The 23,050-nt window shown below is 28.4% G+C and carries 29 protein-coding genes; 23 read left to right on the top strand and 6 right to left on the bottom strand.

Translation table 11 applies throughout. The annotated features are described in order from the left end of the window. Nucleotides 1–160: 160 nt before the first annotated feature. The 3 genes from KPL54_RS20570 (at nt 161) to KPL54_RS20560 (ending at nt 2,346) form a co-directional block, all read left to right on the top strand. Complete coding sequence (locus tag KPL54_RS20570; RefSeq protein ID WP_216108403.1) at nt 161–1,465, top strand: ATP-binding protein; 1,305 nt, start codon at nt 161–163, stop codon at nt 1,463–1,465. 193 nt (nt 1,466–1,658) lie between these two features. Then, the gene (locus KPL54_RS20565) at nt 1,659–2,018 is read left to right on the top strand and encodes a hypothetical protein (protein ID WP_216108402.1); all 360 of its coding nucleotides are present in this window, start codon (nt 1,659–1,661) and stop codon (nt 2,016–2,018) included. 34 nt (nt 2,019–2,052) lie between these two features. Then, entirely contained in the window at nt 2,053–2,346 is a 294-nt protein-coding gene (locus KPL54_RS20560) for a bacteriocin immunity protein (protein WP_216108401.1), read from the top strand. A 545-nt stretch (nt 2,347–2,891) separates the two neighbouring features. On the opposite strand, the gene KPL54_RS26215 is transcribed toward KPL54_RS20560, so the two are convergent. After that, a complete protein-coding gene (locus KPL54_RS26215) occupies nt 2,892–3,191 on the bottom strand; it encodes an HAD-IA family hydrolase (protein ID WP_268038715.1) in 300 nt (99 codons plus the stop codon). A gap of 258 nt (nt 3,192–3,449) precedes the next feature. Between KPL54_RS26215 and KPL54_RS20550 the strand changes: the two genes are divergently transcribed. The 4 genes from KPL54_RS20550 (at nt 3,450) to KPL54_RS20535 (ending at nt 5,390) form a co-directional block, all read left to right on the top strand. Then, on the top strand, nt 3,450–3,743 hold the full coding sequence (locus tag KPL54_RS20550) for a UPF0175 family protein (RefSeq protein ID WP_216108400.1): 294 nt from the start codon (nt 3,450–3,452) through the stop codon (nt 3,741–3,743). A 55-nt stretch (nt 3,744–3,798) separates the two neighbouring features. Further along, nucleotides 3,799–3,963 carry a DUF3368 domain-containing protein gene (locus KPL54_RS20545; RefSeq protein WP_216108399.1) on the top strand — a complete coding sequence of 55 codons (165 nt, stop codon included), beginning with the start codon at nt 3,799–3,801 and terminating at the stop codon, nt 3,961–3,963. Between the two features lie 221 nt (nt 3,964–4,184). Continuing rightward, nucleotides 4,185–4,403, top strand: a complete 219-nt coding sequence (locus KPL54_RS20540; RefSeq protein WP_216108419.1) for a hypothetical protein — start codon at nt 4,185–4,187, stop codon at nt 4,401–4,403. A 99-nt stretch (nt 4,404–4,502) separates the two neighbouring features. Continuing rightward, complete coding sequence (locus KPL54_RS20535) at nt 4,503–5,390, top strand: VOC family protein (protein ID WP_216108398.1); 888 nt, start codon at nt 4,503–4,505, stop codon at nt 5,388–5,390. A 191-nt stretch (nt 5,391–5,581) separates the two neighbouring features. Here KPL54_RS20535 and KPL54_RS20530 read toward each other — a convergent pair whose 3' ends face one another. Continuing rightward, nucleotides 5,582–6,262 (bottom strand): DUF5680 domain-containing protein, encoded by a 681-nt coding sequence (locus KPL54_RS20530; RefSeq protein ID WP_216108397.1) that lies wholly within the window; start codon nt 6,260–6,262, stop codon nt 5,582–5,584. A gap of 161 nt (nt 6,263–6,423) precedes the next feature. Between KPL54_RS20530 and KPL54_RS20525 the strand changes: the two genes are divergently transcribed. Both KPL54_RS20525 and KPL54_RS20520 read left to right on the top strand, forming a co-directional pair. Further along, nucleotides 6,424–6,621, top strand: coding sequence for a hypothetical protein (locus KPL54_RS20525; RefSeq protein WP_216108396.1), 198 nt, complete (start codon nt 6,424–6,426; stop codon nt 6,619–6,621). A gap of 259 nt (nt 6,622–6,880) precedes the next feature. Beyond that, the gene (locus KPL54_RS20520) at nt 6,881–7,312 is read left to right on the top strand and encodes a hypothetical protein (protein ID WP_216108395.1); all 432 of its coding nucleotides are present in this window, start codon (nt 6,881–6,883) and stop codon (nt 7,310–7,312) included. Nucleotides 7,313–8,003: 691 nt separating this feature from the next. Here the strand turns inward: KPL54_RS20520 and KPL54_RS20515 are convergent. Beyond that, nucleotides 8,004–8,246: a type II toxin-antitoxin system Phd/YefM family antitoxin gene (locus tag KPL54_RS20515; protein ID WP_216108394.1), complete on the bottom strand. Its 243-nt coding sequence runs from the start codon at nt 8,244–8,246 to the stop codon at nt 8,004–8,006. Nucleotides 8,247–8,560: 314 nt separating this feature from the next. On the opposite strand from KPL54_RS20515, the gene KPL54_RS20510 reads away from it, so the two are divergent. The 5 genes from KPL54_RS20510 (at nt 8,561) to KPL54_RS20490 (ending at nt 10,839) form a co-directional block, all read left to right on the top strand. Continuing rightward, nucleotides 8,561–8,875 carry a hypothetical protein gene (locus tag KPL54_RS20510; protein ID WP_216108393.1) on the top strand — a complete coding sequence of 105 codons (315 nt, stop codon included), beginning with the start codon at nt 8,561–8,563 and terminating at the stop codon, nt 8,873–8,875. Between the two features lie 294 nt (nt 8,876–9,169). Beyond that, complete coding sequence (locus tag KPL54_RS20505) at nt 9,170–9,493, top strand: PadR family transcriptional regulator (protein WP_216108417.1); 324 nt, start codon at nt 9,170–9,172, stop codon at nt 9,491–9,493. A 4-nt stretch (nt 9,494–9,497) separates the two neighbouring features. Further along, nucleotides 9,498–9,908 carry a hypothetical protein gene (locus tag KPL54_RS20500; protein ID WP_216108392.1) on the top strand — a complete coding sequence of 137 codons (411 nt, stop codon included), beginning with the start codon at nt 9,498–9,500 and terminating at the stop codon, nt 9,906–9,908. A 20-nt stretch (nt 9,909–9,928) separates the two neighbouring features. Next, nucleotides 9,929–10,180, top strand: coding sequence for a hypothetical protein (locus KPL54_RS20495; RefSeq protein WP_216108391.1), 252 nt, complete (start codon nt 9,929–9,931; stop codon nt 10,178–10,180). Nucleotides 10,181–10,677: 497 nt separating this feature from the next. Next, the gene (locus KPL54_RS20490) at nt 10,678–10,839 is read left to right on the top strand and encodes a hypothetical protein (RefSeq protein ID WP_216108390.1); all 162 of its coding nucleotides are present in this window, start codon (nt 10,678–10,680) and stop codon (nt 10,837–10,839) included. A 499-nt stretch (nt 10,840–11,338) separates the two neighbouring features. On the opposite strand, the gene KPL54_RS20485 is transcribed toward KPL54_RS20490, so the two are convergent. The 3 genes from KPL54_RS20485 to KPL54_RS20475 all read right to left on the bottom strand — a co-directional run bounded on the left by KPL54_RS20485 (nt 11,339) and on the right by KPL54_RS20475 (nt 12,912). Continuing rightward, nucleotides 11,339–11,599: a zinc-ribbon domain-containing protein gene (locus KPL54_RS20485; RefSeq protein ID WP_216108389.1), complete on the bottom strand. Its 261-nt coding sequence runs from the start codon at nt 11,597–11,599 to the stop codon at nt 11,339–11,341. A gap of 214 nt (nt 11,600–11,813) precedes the next feature. Then, nucleotides 11,814–12,302, bottom strand: a complete 489-nt coding sequence (locus KPL54_RS20480; RefSeq protein ID WP_216108388.1) for a hypothetical protein — start codon at nt 12,300–12,302, stop codon at nt 11,814–11,816. Between the two features lie 289 nt (nt 12,303–12,591). Further along, nucleotides 12,592–12,912: a hypothetical protein gene (locus KPL54_RS20475; RefSeq protein WP_216108387.1), complete on the bottom strand. Its 321-nt coding sequence runs from the start codon at nt 12,910–12,912 to the stop codon at nt 12,592–12,594. A 290-nt stretch (nt 12,913–13,202) separates the two neighbouring features. Between KPL54_RS20475 and KPL54_RS20470 the strand changes: the two genes are divergently transcribed. The 9 genes from KPL54_RS20470 (at nt 13,203) to KPL54_RS20430 (ending at nt 23,039) form a co-directional block, all read left to right on the top strand. After that, a complete protein-coding gene (locus tag KPL54_RS20470) occupies nt 13,203–13,415 on the top strand; it encodes a peptidoglycan-binding domain-containing protein (protein ID WP_216108416.1) in 213 nt (70 codons plus the stop codon). A gap of 598 nt (nt 13,416–14,013) precedes the next feature. Next, complete coding sequence (locus KPL54_RS20465; RefSeq protein ID WP_216108386.1) at nt 14,014–15,963, top strand: BglG family transcription antiterminator; 1,950 nt, start codon at nt 14,014–14,016, stop codon at nt 15,961–15,963. Beyond that, complete coding sequence (locus tag KPL54_RS20460; protein ID WP_216108385.1) at nt 15,960–16,409, top strand: PTS sugar transporter subunit IIA; 450 nt, start codon at nt 15,960–15,962, stop codon at nt 16,407–16,409. Before KPL54_RS20465 ends, KPL54_RS20460 begins: the two co-directional genes overlap by 4 nt. 70 nt (nt 16,410–16,479) lie before the next feature. Beyond that, nucleotides 16,480–17,880: a PTS fructose transporter subunit IIC gene (locus KPL54_RS20455; protein WP_216108384.1), complete on the top strand. Its 1,401-nt coding sequence runs from the start codon at nt 16,480–16,482 to the stop codon at nt 17,878–17,880. Continuing rightward, nucleotides 17,874–18,737: a ketose-bisphosphate aldolase gene (locus tag KPL54_RS20450; protein ID WP_216108383.1), complete on the top strand. Its 864-nt coding sequence runs from the start codon at nt 17,874–17,876 to the stop codon at nt 18,735–18,737. The genes KPL54_RS20455 and KPL54_RS20450 overlap by 7 nt, the downstream gene beginning before the upstream one ends. A gap of 364 nt (nt 18,738–19,101) precedes the next feature. Beyond that, nucleotides 19,102–21,015, top strand: coding sequence for a BglG family transcription antiterminator (locus tag KPL54_RS20445; protein WP_216108382.1), 1,914 nt, complete (start codon nt 19,102–19,104; stop codon nt 21,013–21,015). A 22-nt stretch (nt 21,016–21,037) separates the two neighbouring features. Then, the gene (locus tag KPL54_RS20440; RefSeq protein WP_216108381.1) at nt 21,038–21,499 is read left to right on the top strand and encodes a PTS sugar transporter subunit IIA; all 462 of its coding nucleotides are present in this window, start codon (nt 21,038–21,040) and stop codon (nt 21,497–21,499) included. A 19-nt stretch (nt 21,500–21,518) separates the two neighbouring features. After that, on the top strand, nt 21,519–21,830 hold the full coding sequence (locus tag KPL54_RS20435; protein WP_216108380.1) for a PTS fructose transporter subunit IIB: 312 nt from the start codon (nt 21,519–21,521) through the stop codon (nt 21,828–21,830). 135 nt (nt 21,831–21,965) lie between these two features. Then, nucleotides 21,966–23,039, top strand: a complete 1,074-nt coding sequence (locus tag KPL54_RS20430) for a PTS fructose transporter subunit IIC (RefSeq protein ID WP_216108379.1) — start codon at nt 21,966–21,968, stop codon at nt 23,037–23,039. Nucleotides 23,040–23,050: the final 11 nt, after the last annotated feature.

Here is a 23,050-nt window from a genome sequence, read left to right as displayed (position 1 = left end):
TTTAAAACATATATTGATCCCTTTAATAAGTTAGATAGGATATAATATGTATAAATATAAGTATTTGTTAAAAAAAGTGCCATTTTTAATGATTTTTATTATAAGTATTTTTGTGAATTAAATATTTGATGTGTAAATATAGATAGAAGGAGCTGATTTTATGTATAAAGAAATTTCAAAGTTGATCTTATATAATGATTTGGGAGATAACTGCATTTTATGTAATTTAGCAGATATTATTGAGGATTATAACTCAAAGAGTTGCACTAATGAAAAAATTGTAACCCGTATTTATAGGGAAATGAAACGTATTTTGGATTTAGCAACAAACTATGGGTTTGATAAAAATATATGGCACAATTATTTAGTGTATCTACTCATCACCAACGAAAATTCTTTTAGTATTACATGTGAAAAAATAGGAGCAAGTGATGGAACGGTGAATCACTTCGCAAAAAATGATTTTAAAATATTCAAGAACCTATTTGATTATGATTTTTCACATATTGAACAGGACTTAGATATAGATTGTTTTACGACTATTTCTAATTATAAAGCTATTGTAAAAAAAGAAGGAATGTATAATAAAAATGTTGGTGAGAAAGTTCAATATATCAGTAGTTGCATTGAAAATGCAAAAGACGAGGAAGAAGTATTTTGTATTATAACAGGATTCTATAAGGATTTTGGTGTTGGAATGTTTGGACTGAATAAAGCATTTCGCGTTGGCCACACAAATGGAAAGTTAGAATTTTACCCAATTAGAAATATGGATGATGTCATGTTAGATGATTTAGTGGGGTATAAATTCCAAAAGGAAGAACTTGTTGAGAATACTGAAGCATTTGTAGAAGGAAGAACGGCCAATAATGTTTTATTGTATGGAGATAGTGGTACTGGGAAATCTGCAAGCATAAAAGCAATCCTTAATCAATATTATAATCGTGGTTTGCGGATGATTGAAATCTACAAGCATCAATTTCAGGATTTATCAGCTATAATTGCTCACATTAAAAATAGAAATTATAAATATATCATTTATATGGATGACTTATCTTTCGAGGAATTTGAAATAGAGTACAAATTTTTAAAAGCTGTGATTGAAGGTGGAGTGGAAGTTAAACCAGATAATGTATTAATATATGCTACATCTAATCGAAGACACTTAATTCGCGAAACGTGGAATGATCGAAACGATATTGAAGAAAGAGGTGACGTCCATACTAATGATACTATGCAGGAAAAATTATCGTTGGCAAATCGATTTGGTCTTACTATTGGTTATAACAATCCTAGCCGAGATGAATATGATGAAATTGTAAAAGAACTGGCTAAGAAGCACGAAAATATTACACTTTCGCAGAAAGAATTATGTGAAGAAGCAAATAGGTGGGAAATGCAACATGGAGGGGCCTCGGGAAGGACAGCACAACAATTTATTAATTGGTTGGCAGGAAAAATTTAAAATGGAAAAACTATTAGAGAAGATTAATTCTGTTTTGTCAAATAAATATGTTCTTTCCCTAAATATTGTGAGTGTTTTATTTTTACCAAAATAACCTTATATTACCATATTAATATGCTATAATTACCATTGTATTAGTCATATTCGTAATTTATATCAACATAAAACTTAATTTTAAAGAGGAGCTAAATAAATGAGTAATAAGAGATATATCAATCAAATTCAATTTAATTCTTCAAATCCAAATAATCTAATAAATTCTGTTTATGATTACTTAAATAAAAAAGATTTTAAACAAATTGATGTAAATAATGAAACATTCTTTGCTAATAACACACTTAACCAATTTAATTGGGTACTATGTCTAAAAATTTTTTTTAATGGTAACGTCGCATTTATAGAAGGATGGTTAGTGGGTCCGAATATGGTGAGAGAACCAAACTTTAATAAAGAATATGGTCTTGATGGTATGTATGGCAACCTTTGGAGACCAATAACAATGTTAAAAGCAGTAATAAGCGATGTAGAAAGTTTAATCAACCAAGAAAAATAATCCATTGGTAAATTTTATATAGGGAGTGTTGAAAATGAAATATTCTAAACAAAGTATAAAAGCTATAGAAGCTATAGAAAATACATTGAAAAAATTAGATACTAATCATGATAGACAATTAGTTGATTTATTAAATGAATATAATAATAAATTACGTACTGGAGATAATTATAGACCTTTAGTAAGTAATTTAGCAGAGAAAATTTCTTTTTATATTTTAAAAAATGATTTAAAAGTACCTAATGAAGTTCGTGAATTAATAGTAACTCTAAGGTCATTACAATCTAAAGTTAATTTGCTTTCTTATATATTTTCTTTAGGTAAATAGTACGCTCATTTGTTTTACCCAATAGCATAGATCATATTTTTCATATATGCCTATACAATGCCTTCTATATCATTAGATGTGGGTGGCAGTAGATTAAAGATGTTAATATATTCAAATGTCGTGAAAAGAATAGATTTGCTTTCAGATGTTGAGCCGACAAAAGCTTTCATTTTAAGTATATACTTAAACGATGCTAGTTACGAAAATTGCTCGATGTCTGAAACAAACTTTTGAACGATACCGCGTTAGCACTGCTATGGCGATTCAATCTTTCTCTTAATTCTGACATAAATAATAACACTCCCTTATTTTTTATTTTGACAATAAAAGTTTATAGGAAGTGTCCATTATAAGAAAGAAGTATCTTAGTAAATAGGATATTTCTTTCTATTTTATTTAAGCAAAAATTAAGTTAACATAATTAGCACTTGTCTGCCAACGCTGTTAGCGGTTTAGTTCAGTTATGTTTTCAGGACATTTGTCATGTACCTAACTCAACTATATTAACTGTGTTTACCTTGACTCAAAGACTTTTGAAACTCCATTTAATGATTTTGCTTCAATATCTGGTTTAAAGGTAAGAATTCTTTTTTACCATTAAAACGATTTATCCCAAATACATTAAAACCAAAACTTTTCACACCGGCTACATCCCAAGTATTACAGGAAATAAATAATATTTCATCATTTGCAACGTTATATTTTTTAGAAACCAAATTATAAACACTAGGATATGGTTTATACATTTTAAGGCTATCGGCAGAAAAAATGTGATCAATATATTGATTTATTTTAGAATTTTCAACTGCCTTATTTAACATATTTGGTGAAGTATTTGATAATATTGCAGTGAGTATTTTTTTCTCTTTTAATATAGCTAAAACTTTAGGAACTTCCTAGTAACAATTCACATTCTCATATGCTTTCAAAAGCTTTGATTTTAAAATCTCATCTTTAATATTAAAATAATCCAGAGTATACTCTAAAGCCTCTCCAGTAGACATAAGTTCACTATGGAAATAAAATATTTGTTAAAAATTTATAGAAGATAGGGTATAATATAAATATAAGAATTTTATTGTTAAATTAAGGATGTGGAATAAATGGGTGCTGAACGAATAAAAATAAATTTGGATTTACCCAATGATCTAATACCACTTATAGAAGATTTGGGACTTTCAAAATCTTTGAATGATAATATAACAATATCAATAGCAATTGCATTATTTACTAGCAAGTCCGTGTCATTAGCACGCGGGGCTGAAATAGCAGGAATAGCTCTTGTAGACTTTATGGACTTGCTTAAAAATAAAAATATACCTTGGAATGAATATACAGAAGATGAATTTAGATTGGATCGAATTGTATTAAAAGATTTCAAGGATGAATTAGGTTAAAAGAATTAGAAATAAAAAGAGTAATAATAGATCTGCTAGGCATTTTGCAGAAACAATGTTGTTAAGAACAGTTGGATTAATGGGAATTTTACTGTTAGCAAAAGAGTATAAAAAAATTGAAAGTGTAAAGAAATACTTAGATATTTTAATAGAAAATGGGTTCAGAATGTCAGTGAAATTGTATAATGAAGTTTTGAAATCTGCACAAGAGATTGATTGATAGGAAGATAATATAGGTTATTTATAACAATATAAATATAAATATAAATATAAATATAAATGAAACAAGAGAGCCCTCTTTATAATGGCTTCTCTTGTTTCATTTTTTGTAATGCAAAGCTAGAAAATAGCATAGCTGACCAAGCTTAAGTGAATGTTTATGTTAAGTCCCTGGCATTTTAAGCAAGTCAGGTATTTAGAAAAATAAATTGTGTTTACAATTTGTTAACGACCAACGGGGGTTCCAATGAGCGAAGCGAATTTGCTAATGAAAAAATGTTAAGACTAAATTTTACGGCTGAGGATTTGTACCCAGAGGATTATGATCTTAATACACTATTTGTGGATTATCAGCAGCGAAAATTAGAAAGAGACATTGAGAGAGGATCTAAGAAGGCATTAGAAAAAGTCCAGAAGGAAATATTAAAGATCGAAGGTTAATTGCATACGATTAAAGGCACAATAAATTAATTATATGAATTGTAGTAATAATGCAAAGCGTGAAATTTTTTATAATGATGATTAAGAAAGGAGAACAATATGCAAAAAATAGTTCCTCATTTATGGTACGACAAAGAAGCTAAAGAAGCAGCCGAGTTCTATATCAGTTTATTTGACGAATCAAAGATTTTAAGCGTAACAGTTATTGGAGATACTCCTTCAGGAGATGTGGAAAGTGTAAACTTTGAATTAGCTGGGCAACCATTTGCGGCAATAAGTGCAGGTCCTTACTTCAAATTTAACCCATCGATTTCCTTGATGGTAGCATGTACATCCTTAGAGGAGGTTAATACTAAATGGAAAGCATTATCTGAAGTTGGCACTGAACTTATGCCACTGGGTGAATATCCATTTAGCAAGTGGTACGGCTGGATTCAAGATCGCTATGGGTTGTCTTGGCAGTTAATGCTTGTTGATAGTGGTGAAATGCTCCAGAAGATTACACCAAATTTACTTTTTTCAAATGATGCATGTGGGAAGGCCGAAGAAGCAGTGAAATATTACACTGAAGTTTTCGAAAATTCCCAAATGGGAATAATAAGCAAATATGGAAATGGTGAAGCAAAGTCATCAAAAGCTCGGATAAATTATGCTGCTTTTAAGCTTTGTGGTGTTGATTTTTCAGCAATGGATAATGGATTTGATGTAGAGTTCAATTTCAACGAGGCATTTTCACTCATTGTAAATTGTAATGATCAAAAGGAAATTGATTATTATTGGGATAAACTCTCTGCAATACCTGAGGCAGAGCAATGCGGGTGGGTCAAGGACAAATTTGGCTTATCGTGGCAAATTGTTCCATACAATATGGACGAAATCTTGCTTAATGGCACAAAAGATGAAATTAAAAGAGTGACAGAGGCTTTTCTCAAAATGAAAAAGTTTGACTTAAATGCCTTGGAAAAAGCACGTTTTGGGCATGAATGATCAATGTAGGCCCCTACACTAATCACCAGTGAATTACATTCGTTAGTTTTTACATAACAATGATTATTTAAAATATTGTTTTAAAGAATCATTGTTATTTCGATATCATTTCTACATAAATTCATTATACATTCTCCTATATTAAGATTAATTTAGATAAAAATAATTAAAAATAATATCTAATTAATCTGTTATTTAATAATTCCACCATGAAAAAAGCACTCATACACTTTTGTATCATCAAAATAAATTTCCTCATATCCTTGAAACCACTTAAAGTCTCCATTAACAATGCAATGATATTTATATTGTCCATTTTGATATACTAAAGGTCCACGATAAGGATTTTCTTCTGGTACTAAGCTTAATGCTTCTTTTAAAAATTTTCCTAAAAAACCTTTTCCAATAATTTTGCCTGTATAATTCATTGACCAAAATGGAATGTCATCTTCCCATAAAGCTTCTTCTCCTCCAAATTGATCTCTTCCTAAATAGGTATCAATATATTTTAGATTTCCTTCTGTATACTCTAAATCATGTGAATTAGGTCTTGAAGATTTAAATTCAACACCATTTCCTGCATACGTAGCTTTTTTGGCATTACGTAAAAATTCTACTATTTTTTCATGTGTAGAATCAACTTTTTTCTCTTTTATACATAAACGACAATTTTCTTCATAATCATTAACTAATTTATCAATACTTACTTTAAAGAAATCACTTAATGCAATTAGTCTTGCAATGTCAGGGTATGAATGTCCAACTTCCCACTTTGCAACTGCCTGCCTTGATATACCAAGCATTTCAGCTAATTTCTCTTGTGATAATCCTTTTTCTTTTCTAAGAATCTGCAATTGTTCCGGAAAACTCATTTCTAATCACCCCTAAATAAGTTTACTAAAAAAACAACCATATTGCTACCAATCAAACGTAACATTTTTGTCAACTATAAGTTGCATTTGAATTTTGTTTCATCAAATTTATTTATATTTTTTTATATTATAAATATTAGCTAGTGATATTACAGGTCTGGATGTGCTGCTTCTATCCATATTATGAATATTTGGTGCAGAACTGTAGTGAAACCGCGAAGATAGATATAAATGATCCCGTATCATGTGGAAATATTGTTAGTGTTATATTGCAACCTGTAAATCTTGAAAAAGTGGCTGAACTTGTTTCTGGTGATTTAGGGGAGTTAATGGGTTATGTAATGAAAATTATAAGTTGAAAAAATGCTTTCATTAATGGGTAAGTAGATTTATATAAATTTGTTGTGAACTCTTCTTATATGGCATAATAAGTAGGCATAACTAATTAATGATAGGGGGTCATTATATTTAGATTATATTATATTTTGAGAATAGAAATTTTGGTGAAGATAAAATCATTGAATTGTTTGTAAAAAACAATGAATGATACATGGAGAGCTCTACAAACACAAAAGCTAATGTTGGCAAAAATAAATTTTAAACTAAGGAGTGTCTAATATGATAATAGCTTTGCTTTTTTTGCCTTTCGTTCTGATGGGAGTAATACCTTTGCTAATAGGATTACGCTCTTATAAAAAGGGCAAAAAATATGATTCTGAATCGAAAGTTATAGTAGGAGAAATAGTTGATGTTGTGAGAGGAGATAGAGTCCTAGATGACCCTGCAGGGTGGTTCCCAACCATCAAGTATTGGGATGATCGTACTAACTCGTATTTATTTTATAAATCTACTACTGGACATGAACTTAAATGTAAATTTATTATTGGTAATAAATTTGAATTAAGATATCTATATACTGACAAAGGAGTTGATATTCGTGCTAATAAATCAATTGCAATATATGGGCTTGGTAAGCAGCTTATGTGGGTGGGAGCAATTCTCGCTGGTATTAATATGATTATCTTGATAACTGTATTAATTGTTTCATAACTAAAGTAAATTGGTGCTTTCACTTTAAATATTTTAATTATCAACATTATTGGTTAACATAATCTATTAATTGTACCATCATAGGTTTCCAGAGTATAAATGAGTGATAATCCATTTATATCATCCAGGTTTACGATACTTTCAATGCCAGATTCAATATCTCGATTACCATGTATAGGGTTAAAATATTGAAAGGAGTAGGGATTATCTATTGCAGAGTCAGGTATGCACTGAAGGAGGCAGTATTTTTTATTATTAGGATAACAGATATAGTGCTAATTTATAAATTTTTGTGAAGCTTTTATGTGTGTAATCGTAATATACATAGGGATTCTTTAATTTTGCAGGAAGATTTATGATTTTAATATAAAAAATTTGGAAATTTAAAAGAAGTTTTATACATTAGATAATGTAGTAAGACTGCAACAGAAGTTAAAAGGGAACATTAAAATATATGATGAAATCAATGTGTATGATAATACAGAGATTATACGAGTTAAGGGAAATGATAACAGGCCCAAATTAGATCATTTTTCTTCAATTGTTTTGTATAAATCTTATCCGTCAAATGTTACTTTTGAGTTCTCAATTGACGATTTTAAAAGTTCTATATCTCTTACTCCATCTGAACCACCAGTTGTACTTATTAACTTTTCATGTAGCTTCAGAATATATTCAACGGATATATATTTTATTTAGCTAATTTCTTAAAAGCGTCTAAATTTTCAAATAATATTCTATCTGCAATTGTGTCTAGTTTTTCTTCCTCTGATATTGCACCTTTGCTAAATTCATCAAAATCTAAAAGAATATATTTAGGTTTATTATTTTTCATTATAACTACAGATTTGTTCTCATCTACTAACTTTGCAATTTTAGAAAAATTCCGATTAGCTTCTGATATGGAAACCATCTTTTGACTGTTTAAAAGCATATATATTCCTCCTATAATTTTAATTGTCATATATTATTATATCGCTTTTAGGATGAATTTAACCTAATTTTAAAAATGTATTTAATTCATGCAATTTCAAAATCCATAACTTAACAACTAGACGCATATTCAATCTTAAAATCAAAATAAAAAGAAGGCTGCATTCCTTTTAATATAAATTAAAGGAATTAGATGGTGAACTTTTAATAGAAACCATGTTTAATATAGGAAATAAAGATGGACTTACATATTGGTTAGAGTTTAAAAACGATGATTAATTTAGGACTAGCACTGATAGCTATGGTAGCATTGCTGTGGGAAGTTCATTTAAATTTATAATGTACAAAAGGAACAGCGATGGCAAGTGGGTTACTGGAAATCCTAAAAACCCTACGATTTTGACAACAGAGGGAGCTATTGATTTAGGGAGAAATCTAAGAGATTCTCTAACAGTAGGTGCTGATTTAATTGATAAGGTATCAGAGGATGCAAGTGTGCAAGAGTATTCTAAATTACAAGAACAATTAAATAGTATCTTAATAAATAATATGTCCAATCTTGGGTGGGTTCATAAGTATTATCACATGTTATATCCAGATAAAATTGATGCTTTTCATACTACTCGGTAAGAAACAAGTATAGATTTTTATGTTGGACATGCACACCCCTATGGAGTTTGAATTTAGGGTTGTGAACTTATTACCGGAACGACATTTGATAAGTTTCCTCAGACAAGGAATGCTATGTATGCTGTGTTATAGAGTAGATTTAGTTTATTTTATAAATTCCCTCAGACTTATAGTTTGGGGGAATTTATATTTAGAGGAAATATTTAGTTTATTTTGATGAATTTTATTGACAGTTAAACTACTAGGTAGTACAATGTAGGCAAGCTACTATGTGGTGAAAGGTAGGTGAATAATGTGGTAGATCGTTCACAATTAATGCGCGGAACATTAGAGGGATGTATAGTTAAGATAATAAGTGGGGAAGAAACATATGGATATGAAATAGTATCACGATTACAAGATTATGGATTTGAGGATGTAAAAGAAGGGTCAACTTATCCTATTCTATTACGACTTGAAAAAAAGAAAATCATTTCATCTATTTATAAAGAATCTCCCCTAGGACCAAAGAGAAAGTATTATTTTTTAACTAATATTGGAAAAGAGTTTTTAAAAGAATTTGAAATTGTATGGAATGATGTAAAGATGTCTGTTGATAAAATAATGAAGGGAGAATGAAAATATGTCTAAAAATGAAGTAATCTTGTTAAAAGAAGAAAATCAAAAGCAGTCAATAGAATTAAGGGAAGATGATAATCGGGTCATTAAAAACATTATGAAAAGTATGAGTATGTTTAAGGTTAATTCATACGATGCGCAAGTAATTCAAAGTGACTTAATAGGAATGGCGCAAGAATTGAAATTAAGAAATTCTAGCTTTCAAGATACTATAGGAGATGATGTAAAAGGTTTTACTAATGAGATTATCAATAACAGTAGTGGACCATGTAAAAGAGAAATCTTACTAAATTTTTTGTTAAAACTAGCTGCATATTTCTTTGGTTGGTTTGCGGGATTATCATTTTTTGCCTATGGCGCCTTATCATGGGAGTCAAATCCATTATATATCTTTATTTTATTGGCTTGGTATTAATTATATTTGTAGCAGAAGGGATGATAACTCCATTATTCATTACTGAAAATGGACTTAAAAAGAATTTAGGATCATTGTTTTCAATAGTGCTATTTGTAGTTTTTTCGACTATTATATATTTTTTAAATGATAATCAGTATACTAAAATAGTCAATGGCGGATACATAATTTTGATATCTGCAATAGTGTATATAGTTACAAAATATTTGAATAGAATAAATATTAATAGATTAGCCAAAGGCAAAAAAAATTACATTGATGATTTAAAGTAGATCAATACTCATGATACCTAAAAATAAGAAATGAGTGGGTGCACTTTTTAATAGAAATCCTATTGTTATTGGCAAAGTAGATCTAAAGAGTTAATTATTGCAAATGATATCAAATTTTAATGATTAATTCTTTAATTTCATTTTGAGTTTTGTATATACTTTAGGACCATTAGCAACTCAATATTTATTGAAATTAAATAAATTTAACAAAATCACTGTATATAAAAAGTATTGCGGTGATTTTGTTAAATTATTATTGAAAATTAATTAGAAATAATATGCAATTGTTTTAACAGATGGTACATAGTTAAATAAGTGTAGAGAATTTGTTAAAGAGGTGTGAATATGATTTTCATTACAATTTTGAACTAGTTGATGTATTTAAAATAGTTCCTCAGGGGGTACAAAGTAAAAACTTACAGTTTATGTTTGCTCTTGATTTATTTTAGAGATTGAAAGTGAAATGGACAAGCTATGTTGCAATAAGGAGGAGTTTTTTGGAAAGAAGATTTTTTAAATTAATTTTAAAGGAAACTATAAAAATGACGGATTCTAACTTAATTGAAAATAAGCGTAAAAAATCACATAAAAAGATTTGGATAATCTTTATTTCATTAGCTATCCTATTTATAGGAATATATATTATCACATTGAAATAATTTCTCTAGGTGGTCATGGTGCTGCTAGTTCATATTTAGTAAATTCACAAACTGGGGAATTTGCAACGAAGTAGACCCAATACGAGCAGTGATAAAAAATAAACTGACCTGCAGAGATCTTCTCCTTGAATTTATTTTTCATGACTGCTCCTTCAATACTCTATAGTTATACTTTTTAATAAATAAGGGATTATTGAAGCAAATAAAAATGTAATCCATAAGTGAATTGTATTATATTGGATTATAGATTTCACAATATAAGGCCCAGGGAGCTAGCTTTTGTAATCACATCGATGGTGTAGATTTATCTTATTTAAAATACATTCAATGTAACAAGTCAACATTGGGTTACTTTCATTTTGTTATGTTTGCTCCAATGATATTTAAACATACTGTAAATGGTACAGGTAAAATGATTATAAAATATACTTAAATATCTTTTATAATCTAAATAAGTATACTATACCTACATAAAATCTATGGTACGAATATTAATAAGTTATTTTTCCTCTAAAAAGTTACCAAAAGATCTTATACTATCAACAAACAAATGACATTCCCAAGGATTACATTTAGTAATACTACGAAATATTTTCATATCAACAAGTGGCTCATTTGAAAGTTTTATTACTTCTGTTAAATCATAGAATTCACCTTTTATATTATAAATATTTGAATGTTTTGGATTCCCACAATGAGGACAAATAATAGCATTTTCAGATATTTCTTTATTACATTCATTACACATAATTATGCTCATATTTTAAACATCTCCTATTATATTATTTAATTATTTATAATTGATTTTTGTAATTGTAATATAAATGAAAAAACGGTGAAAGTTCGTGTTATATCAAGTTAAAGTTCGTTTACTATTTAGTAAGGTCATTGAAGCTAGTCATACATCCATAGTTCGTTTTTTGGATAAAAAACGAACTATGGCATGATTTTTTTGAAACTATATATAACGTACTTTAATACCCAATGTCCTCTGCAATTTTTGAAAGCGAATCCCAATTCTTCTTATCATTAGGATTTACGCTTATATAATGCAAATACATATATATCTCTTGTTCTTTTTTATTAAAAGCTATTAATCTATTATTTGATTGTGGTGTACAGTGTAGTGTAATGCACATGTAAAGTCTAGATAGTGCATTTGCTGAATTGCTGCTTTTATTTTCAACATTAGCATAAGACGTAAAAGGCAATATATACATAGCTGTATGTAAATTTGCAGATGCCTTCATGTAGTAATATACTTTATCTTCTTCATCAAATTTGCTATAAGGAACCGCAAAACAAGCATCTGCTTCATTTAAACAATTTATAAATGCTTCATTTGTAGATTGTTTTTTTTGCTTTTGAGTGAAAAAAGTATAAGATCCAAACACTAAAATAATTATTAGAGCTATTATTAATAATTTATTTTTTTCAATCGAAATTTTAACTTTACGATTCATGTCATTCCTCCTTCATAGCTAATTATGTTACATTAATTTTGAACTTATAGGTTAGATTTATATATATAATACAAATGCCGTGAAAACAGACCTTCACGACATTTGTTTTGTACCCCTATTTAGCCTATATCCTCATTCATACTTTTACCTTATGCAATGAGGCTCTATTTAACTGCATAAAAGGTGTCTAATTGAGAATATACAATGTAATTAAAATTGTATATGGTATGGTAAATTTAGACTATAACATATACATATTTCAATATGTATTATAATCAAACTGAATATACTAAAACTTATCATTAACAGATGTGCATGCTACAAATAATACAAAAGCTATGTTAATAAAGCTTGTAATAGTAACAGTAGCTTGCGAAGACATAAAATAAATAATAACACTATTAAAAAAAGCTACTAAAGCTAATAACCAAAAATTATTTACATATCGTTTAATGATTTTTGGGTTATTAATTAAATCTGTATTTTTATAACACCATATAAGATTTATCTTTTTTTTGAAACCTATTAAATAAGCATATATAAAACAAACAATTCCAATTAAAATATAGATTACGAACAATAATGAAAATATATCATCTAAAGCTCCCATACTAAAAAACCTCCAATTTTGTTATTACGTTCTAAAAATAACGTTTTTTTTATTGAACATATTTCTTGAAAAAAATTACAACCACATATTGCAAGTGCTTACATCATATTACCATTATTCATTACCTATTAGTATGTTTTTGTATCCATTGTTATCCATTAGCCAATGAATACCCTATTCAACATAACGAAAATTATATTGTATCAAAAGTATCCATTCAAAAGCGTAATTGCTCAGTTAAATTTAACTGAGTGCTTAACAACACATATACCCCAACGATTTAATGAAATCTGAATGTAAATAATAATGGTTTAGTTGTAGTCGGAGCCAGTGGTCCATTAACTGTAGGTACTATTAAAAAGCTCCAGCAAATACTTAACCTTTCTATCGATGGTATTTATGGAAATGAAACTGTAGAGCTTGTTAAAGAATATCAGAAAAGCAATAGCTTAGTTATTGATGGAATTGTCGGTAACGGTACTTGGCAAAACTTACTCTCTTAAACCTACAATAATACATGTAAATAAACTTGTAGTAATGAACTAACTACAAGCTTATTTTATGTAACACAAATATTAAAAGTAGCTAAGACTACGTCTTAACTACTTTTTCATTTTTCTATTCTATAAGATCATTTTAGATTACCATTAGGTTTTTCTTTACTCCCATAAATCTTCAGTTTATAATAAACAATATTATTAAATTAAAATTTTATTATGACTTTATTTAATAAAATTTTTATTTGTTCTTTTAAATGAGCTTTTATCCAGTCTTTTGACAAAATCTATAGTTCTTTGATAGTATATTTTATAGTTAATATTTTTTTATATATTAATTCTTTTAATAAATAAAATAAATATAAATTATATGGTGAAATGTACAGATGCATTGTTAGTGTAATATATGAACTTTAAAAGAATGATTTAATATAAAAATTATTCTGTGTAATTACAGAAAATAATTTTACCACATTAGATTATAAAGTGGTAAAAACTTAGTGCTTTATGATATTGAATGTGGAACTTCTCGTGTGATAATATAAAATCATAAAGGAGGATGCATTATATGTTAACAGTTTATTAAAACAAGGGTGGATGTTATATGAAGAATGAGTATTTAAATTGCATTATAGAAATTCTTATAGAAAGGATGGATTACATTACAGTTTACTGTTTAGCAAATAAATTAAATGTATCTAAAAAAACTGTTTACAATTATCTTGATTCACCTGAAATAAAGAACTTGTTAAAGGGTTGTTTTATTGAAAAAAAACAAAATAGAGGAGTGAAATTAATAGGTTCTGATCAATCTATTTTAGAAGTTAAAAGAAATTTAGAACTATCAAAGGCAACTGAAAAAGCATTTAGTACTAATATATACCATATTTTAAGAGTTCTTTTTACTAATAAGAATCCATATACGATGAAAACGTTTTCCGAAGAGCTTCATAAAAGCCAAACGAGCATAAGTAGTGAAATTAATAAGATTTCTATATATTTAGAAAAAATGGATATTAACTTAATTAAAAAAGAAAATTCAGGAATTTCTGTATGTGGTGATGAAAGCAGTATAAGAGAAGCATTTAAAGAATTATGTCTAAATAATAATATTTTTTTAGAAAAAGACGCTAAAAAAATGCGTTATATACATGACACTAGAATGACAGACGTACTGTATAGTAGAATTCAGAATATTTTTATTGAACTAAATATTGATAGTATTATAAAGTGTATAAATTTATCAGAGAGTGTGCTAAATAATAAGTTTACAGAGCATGACTTTTATACTTTGCTTATTAAACTATGCATATTAATTTCTAGAATAAAAATAGGAAAGAACATTATTAATAACAATACGTATTTAAAAAATACAAACGAATTCTTAGCCGCAGAAATTATTTTAATTAAAATAGAAAAGGGTTTTAAAATTAAGGTAAGTACAGATGAATTATATGAAATAACAACATATATTTTATCTTGCAGAAATCAAATTAATAATAAAAACAATGATTTAAAATTAAAAAATACACTATTCGTTGAAAAATTTATAACAAGCATAAGTAATTGCTTAGGAATTAAGTTTATTGATGATAAGGAGTTATTTAAAAATTTATCACTTCATTTAGAACCAGCTATCCGAAGAATGAAATTCGGATTAAAATCGGACAATCCATTACTAAATAGAATTAAATACGAGTACACAGGAATATATAGTGCAGTGTTAACTTCAATAGATGAACTAGAAAAAGAGTGTGGAATATCTTTTGATACAAATGAAATAGGGTATATTTGCTTACATATTGTTATTTCAGCTAATAGAATACATCAAGGAAGATACCTAAAAACTTGCTTAATATGTGATGGTGGAATAACAATATCTAAATATCTAGAAAGTGTTATACAAAAGGAGATAAAAGAGATTGAAATAACTAAAATAATAACAAGCAGTTGTATAGATGAGGAAACTCTAATGGATTTTGATTTAATATTGAATTCGACAAATGCAATAACAGATGATAAAGATAATTCAATAAAAATTAATGATTTCATAGAAATTAATGAGATTAATATAATTAAAAACTGGATATCAAATTTGTTTAACAAATCTAAAGGTATAGATTTTTTAAAACAAAATGTGTTTATTTTCAAAGAAGATATTCAAACACGTGATGAAGTTTTGAATAAATATGGAAGATACTTAGAAAATATTAATTATGTAAAGAGTGGTTACACTAAAAGTTTATTAGAACGTGAGGAAAAAACACCAACTTCTGTTGGTAGATCTATAGCTGTACCTCATGGGTGTAAAGAGCTAGTGATAACACAGTCATTAATTATAATTAAGCTGAAAAATCCAATTATCTGGGGAGACCAAGAAGTTAAATTAGTTATGTTATTATCAGTTAATTTTGATGATAATCAGCATACTAAATATTTTTTCAAAAGATTATATGAAATTATTTCTGATGAGTATCTATTAAATAGATTAAAAGAAGTAGAAAATTTAAATGCATTGGAAACGTTATTTGAAACGGGGGGGTTAGTAAAATGAATATAAAAGAAATAGTAAAAAAGGAAAATATTTTATTAAATATAAATGCGAGCTCAAAGTTTGATGCTTTTGATGCATTAGCGGAATCATTAAAAGAAACAGGAATTGTTACAAATAAAGAACTATTTATAAAAGATGTGTTAAAGAGGGAGGAGGAATTTAGTACAGGCATCGGCTTTGGAATTGCGATTCCTCACGCAAAATCTAAATATGTAACTGAGGCGTCTATTGCAATTGGAAAGCTAACAGGAAATATTCTATATGAATCTATAGATGATGAACCAATTTATCTCATGTTTATGATTGCAGTACCTATGCAAAATAATAGTGATCATCTGAAAATACTTAGTATGTTATCGAGAAAATTCATGGATGAAGATTTTAGAAATACGCTTAAAATGGCTAGTAGTAAAGATGAAATTATGAGGGCCTTAGAACTAATTTAATAAGTAAGTGTGTTCAGATTAATTTTCATTATATAAGGTAATTCTAAAAAGATTTTAAAGGAGGAATTGTATGAAAAATATAGTCGCTATAACAGCATGCCCTACAGGGGTTGCGCATACTTATATGGCAGCAGCAGCATTGGAAAAGAGTGCAAAAGAATTAGGGGTTTATATTAAAGTAGAAACTCAAGGTGCATCTGCTCCAGAAAATGTTTTGACAGCAAAGGATATAGAAGCAGCAGATATAGTTATTATATCCGCTGCTAAGGAAATAGATTTAAGTAGATTTAACGGTAAAAAATTAGTAGAAGTTTCGATTAATAAAGTTGTTAGAGATGCTAAAAAGGTTCTCGAAGAGATTCTTGTTGATAAAGACATATCAATTTATGAGTTAAAAACTGAACATAAAGAGAAGAAAAAGGCTCAACAAGTTGGTATATATAAACATTTGATGACTGGTGTATACACAATGTTACCATTTGTTGTAGCTGGAGGTATTTTGATTGCTTTGAGTTTTGCTTTTGGTATTCATGCAGGTGATCCAAAAGATCCTAGCTATAATATAATAGCAGGAGCATTTAGTAAAATAGGTGGAGACGTTGCATTTGGATTAATGGTTCCAGTACTTGCTGCTGGGATAGCATATTCTATAGCCGGAAAAGAAGGTATTGTATCAGGTATGGTTGCAGGTATGTTGGCTAAATTACTGGGGGCAGGCTTCTTAGGTGGATTAGTTGGTGGTTTATTAGCTGGATATTTAACAGCATTCTTAATTAAAAATATTAAGCTTCCAAAATCGGTAGCATCATTAAAAACATTAATAATTATTCCAATATTAAGCGTTGGTATTACGGGATTTGTAATGGTCTTCATAGTAGGTACTCCAGTAAAATATTGTTTAGATGCCTTAACATATTTCTTAAATGGACTGGGCACTAGGAACGGTGTACTATTTGGAGCTTTAATTGGTATTATGATGGCATCTGATATGGGTGGTCCATTAAATAAAGCTATTTCAACTTTCTGTATTGGATTAATGGCTTCAGGAGTATATGCTCCAATTGCTGCTTGTATGGTAGCCGGAATGACTCCGCCACTTGGATTAGCATTAGCAACAGTAATATTTAAGAATAAATTTACTGAAGAAGAAAGAGAAGCAGGCAAGTCATGTTGGGTACTTGGATTATCATATATAACAGAAGGGGCAATCCCTTTTGCGGTAGCAGATCCAATTCGTGTTATTCCATCCTTAATGATAGGCTCAGGTGTAGCAGGCGCAATTTCCTTAGGGTTTAATTGTACATCATTAGCACCACATGGTGGGATTTGGATTGCACCTATACCACATGTGATAGGAAATTTACCAATGTATATACTAGCTTTAGTGACTGGAACAATAGTTACATGTTTCTGTGTTGGTTTATTAAAAAAGAAAAAAATGATAATAACTAGGGGGAATGAAGTATGTTAATTAATATGAAAGAACTTTTATCTATCGCAAAAAAGAATCAGTTTGCAGTTCCAGCGTTTAATATAGGAAGTTTAGAAATATTAAAAGCTGTAATAGAGGGTGCTGAAGAACTAAATGCTCCAGTAATTCTTGAAATTCATCCAACAGAAATAGAATATTTAACAGATGCATTTGCAGAGACTGTAAAGAGAATGGCATATGAGGCTAAAGTACCTGTTGTAATTCATTTAGATCACGGTGGTACTAAAGCGGATATTATAAGAGCTATTAATTGTGGGTTTACATCTGTAATGATTGATGGCTCAACATTATCATATGAAGAGAATGTTGAGCTTACAAAAGAAGTCAGCGAAATTGCACATTCAGTAAATGTTTCTGTTGAAGGTGAAATTGGAACAATAGGAAATACTGGATTATCATTTGAAGGGGGAACAAGTGAAATAATTTATGCAGATCCACGACAAGCTGAAGATTTTATACAAAGGACTAACGTTGATACATTAGCTGTAGCAATAGGAACTGCACATGGTCTATATCCAAAAGATTTTAAACCAAAGCTAAACTTAGATATATTAAGAGAAATTAATAACATAACTGATATTCCATTAGTTTTACATGGTGGCTCAGGGAATCCGGATGAAGAGGTTTCAGCAGCAGCAAAACTTGGTATATGTAAAGTTAATATATCAAGTGATGTAAAAAGTGTATTCTTTAATGCAGTTAAAAAATACATGAAGGAAAATCCAGATGAATATGAACCAAATCAAATATTTCCAAGCTGCATTTTAGAAGCAAAGAAAGTAATTAAACATAAGTTAGAATTACTAAATACTGTTAATAAAGCAGATTTGTATTAGTTATATTGTAAGTGATAGAGTGATTGAAATATGTTAGTTAAAATCTATAAAAGCTTATTGAACAAATAGCGATCTGTTCGATAAGCTTTTATTTCGTGAGATTTTGTTTTACTAAACGAAATAGGCATAGAATATTCATTCAGGATAATAAAATATTAACTAAAATGAGTTTTGCTATTACACAATATATTAGTATATAAATTTATGAAATAAATATCATGTAAACGGTTCCTTATTAATAAGGAAGTATTAGTATGCTATAACTTCCTTAATATAAAGGAAGTGGTTTGGTATTTTAACAAAATATTGCTAGTGATACTATATAAATATAGAAGATAGCTAGTAATAAAAAAGGAGGTAATAGATGGATACTTTAACATTAAGGCAAAAAAGTTTTATAAAGTTGATGTTGAAAGAAAACGAATACAGAGCTATTAAATATTTTTCAGTTAAATTAAAAGTGTCAGATAAAACATTGATAAAAGATTTACAAATTATAGAAAAATATTTAAATAAATATCCCATAACTTTAGATAGAAAGACTGGATATGGAATCGTAATAAAAATTGATGCATGTGCAAAAAGACAATTGTTAAATGATATTAATTCTTTGAGTAAAGTAGAAGATCAACTATCAATAGGTAGCAGAAGAATTGAAATTATTAAACTTTTATTAATTGAATCAAATACTAATACCTCTATTCAAAAGTTATCTGATAAATATTATGTTAGTAAAGCATCTATTGTAAACGATTTTAAATATATTGAGGGATGGTTAGAGAAATTTCACATTAGATTAGAGAAAACAATTGAAGGCACAAAAATATTGGGTGATGAAATAAGCATTAGAAGAGCAATAGCTTCCTTATTGGATGAACTTCAAAATGAAAGTATGGAAGGACTTGGTCTTTCAGTAATTTCTAGATTAGACACTACAACATTTAATGGATTGCAAGAGTTGTTTAATATAGATTGGGTTTTATATATAGAATCTCTATTAAATGACTTAGAGGATAATTTGAAATGTAGTATTAATGAACCATATTACATTAATTTGTTAACACATATTTTGATTTGCTTAAAAAGAATTGAAGAAGGAAATCAGATAGAAGATAGTTCCAGTAAATTTAGAATACAAGATGGTGTAGATAAGTTACTTTATGAAAACACATTAATATTAATTGAAAATATTTCAAAAAAATATAAAGTTAAAATAAGCGAATCTGAAATATGCTACATTTATCAATTTCTTGTATCAACACGACTTGGAAAACTAGCAAGCGAAAGCTCAAAATCTATTGATAATAATTCAAATAATAAAAGTGAAAAATTAACAATAGAAATGATTGCTCAGATATCAGATTTTATAGATTACGATTTAACAAAAGATACAACACTATTTAAAGCTTTATTATTACATGTTAGACCAATGCTTAATAGGCTCAAATATAATATTCAAATAAAAAATCCATTACTTAAAGAAATACAAGATAGGTATAGCGAAATAATAGGTCAATGCGAATTAGCAATCTTTATTCTAACTAAAAAATATAATTTAAGTAGCATAAGTACTGATGAAATAGGATATTTGGCAATGTATTTTGAAGCAGCAATTGAAAGAAGTATAAGTAAAAAAAGAGTGTTAGTAATTTGTCATAGTGGATATGGAACATCACAATTACTTACAACAAGAATCAGGAGAGCATTTCCTCAATGGATAATTGTTGACATAATGTCTACGCATAAATTAAGTATGACTAATATAGATGACATCGATTTTATTATTTCAACTGTCCATTTAGATATTAAAGAAAAGCCTTACCTTATCATTTCGGCATTACTAAAAGATAGTGACATTCAAAATATAACTAATATGTTGCTTAATGAATCTTTTGAAAATTTCAATAAAGAGATTAATATAGAAAATTTAAAGTCTAATGTTTTTGAAAAAAATATTTACATAAACAAAAGTGAAGAAAGTATAAAAAGTATAATAAATCAAGATTTAAATATAAAAGCTATTTTTAAAAAAGTTATTCTTAAGGGTAATTTTGAAATATTTATTAATATTCAAAAGGGTATAAATCATATAGCAATGTCAATTTCAAATATAATTACTAATGAAAATAGAATCTCATTTTTTTTAATTAGTGATGATTATGAGTATTTAAAAATTATTTTAGTAGAAATACAAAAACTATATCATTCTAAAAATAATATTAAATATTTAAGTGAATGTATAACAGCAAAAGATGTAAAAAGATTTTTTACTAACTAAATGTAGAAAGGAAGGTATAATTATGGATCTAGCAAAAGTAATTAAAAAAGAAACAATAAAATTAGAGATGGAAGCAACCACAAAGGATGAAGCTTTAAGAGAATTAGTGGAGCTATTGTTTGAAAACAATAAAATTTCAGATAAAGAAGCATTTTTAGAAGATGTGTTGTATCGTGAGTCACTAGGTACAACAGGAATTGGTAATTATATTGCAATACCCCATGGAAAATCAAAATTTGTGAATAAGACATCGTTAGCCTTGGGTAGAACCAAACAAGACATTGAATGGGAAACTTTAGATGGTCTCCCAGTTAGATTTATTATCTTATTTGCTGTAACTGATGAAGATAAAACAAGTGTACATGTTAAATTATTAGCAAAAGTTGCAAGTACTCTTGGAGATGATGATGCTTGTGCAAAATTATTAGTTGCTAAAACTAATGAAGAAATTCTAAATATATTTTCAGCGGGCGAAGAAAATTAAAAGTAAGGAGGAGTTAGTAATGAATATTGTTGGAATTGCAGCTTGTACATCAGGAATTGCTCACACTTATATAGCAAAAGAAAAATTGATAAGGGCAGCTAAAGAGTTGGGTCACACTGTGCATATTGAAACACAGGGGACAATAGGAACAGAAGATAAATTAAAAGAAATTGATATTAAAGAAGCCGATGTAGTCATTATTGCAGCAGATATTAATGTTGGTGGAAAAGAAAGATTTAAAGGTAAAAAAGTTATAAATGTACCAACTAATACTGTAATTAAATCACCAAAAGCTCTACTTAAAAAAATTCAAACTGATCTAGGACTTTAAGTATAAATAATGTATTTAATATTATTATTCCTATCAAATATAAGTAACGTTTTATTAATGTGAAAACAGCTTTATTAAATACATTACTGACTTTTAACTTTTATTAATATCATAAAAATTGAAAGGAGAATGATTATGTTAAAAAAATTACAACTTAAAAAACATGCTATGACTGCTATCTCTTATATGCTACCACTTGTTGTTGCGGCGGGGTTATGTATTGCAATAGGAAACCTTACTGGAGGACAAGTAATTAAAGATTATAAATTAGGATTTTCAATTCCTAGTGCAATTGTTTCTCTTGGAGTTTTTGGGATGGGTCTTATAGTTCCGGTGATTTGTGCGGCAATTGCATATTCAATTGCTGATCGTCCAGGCATTGCGCCAGGATTAATGATAGGTATGATAGCTAGTGCACTTGGAACTGGTTTTCTAGGAGGCATGTTAGGTGGATATCTTACAGGATATTTTGTATTGTATTTAAAAAACAATTTAAAAGTTCCTAAATGGGCTCAAGGGATGATGCCTATGATGATATTACCACTCATTTCCACATTGGTTATTGGTTTAATTATGTTCTTTCTATTAGGAACACCAATCGCTTTATTTTCAAAGAAATTAACGGATATGTTATTAGGATTGCAAGGTGGTTCTAGATTTGCATTTGGTATGATTATGGGTGCGATGGCTGCATTTGATTTTGGTGGTCCGGTAAATAAAGTAGCCTCATTATTTGCAGATGGTTTATTAACCCAAGGTGTCTATGGCCCAGAAGCTGTAAAAATCTTAGCATCAATGGTTCCACCATTTGGAGTTACTTTATCATGGGTATTGGCTAGAAAAAAATATTCGAGAGTCGAATCAGAAAATATAAAAATTGCATTTCCAATGGGCATATGTATGATTACTGAAGGTGTTATTCCGATTGCATTAAAAGATCCTATACGTGTTATAGCAGCATCTTCAATAGGAGCATCGATTGGTGGCGGACTTGCAATGCTTTGGAATGTAGGAAGTCCCGTTCCTTCAGGTGGAATGTTTATAGTACCAGCTATGAAAAATCCATTAGGATTTTTAGTAGCATTAGGAGTTGGTACAATTATATGTGCATCAATATTAATCTTAACAAAGAAAACAGCAGTAGAAGAGGAAATATTGGAAGAAGAAGAAGAACTAGATTTATCATCAATCTCTACATCTGACAATTAAAGTAAAGGAGA

The organism is Clostridium estertheticum, from assembly GCF_018861295.1.
GTDB classification, from domain to species: domain Bacteria; phylum Bacillota; class Clostridia; order Clostridiales; family Clostridiaceae; genus Clostridium_AD; species Clostridium_AD estertheticum_D.
Note: the sequence above shows the minus strand (reverse complement) of the source record. Positions and strands in the feature narration are given on the sequence as shown.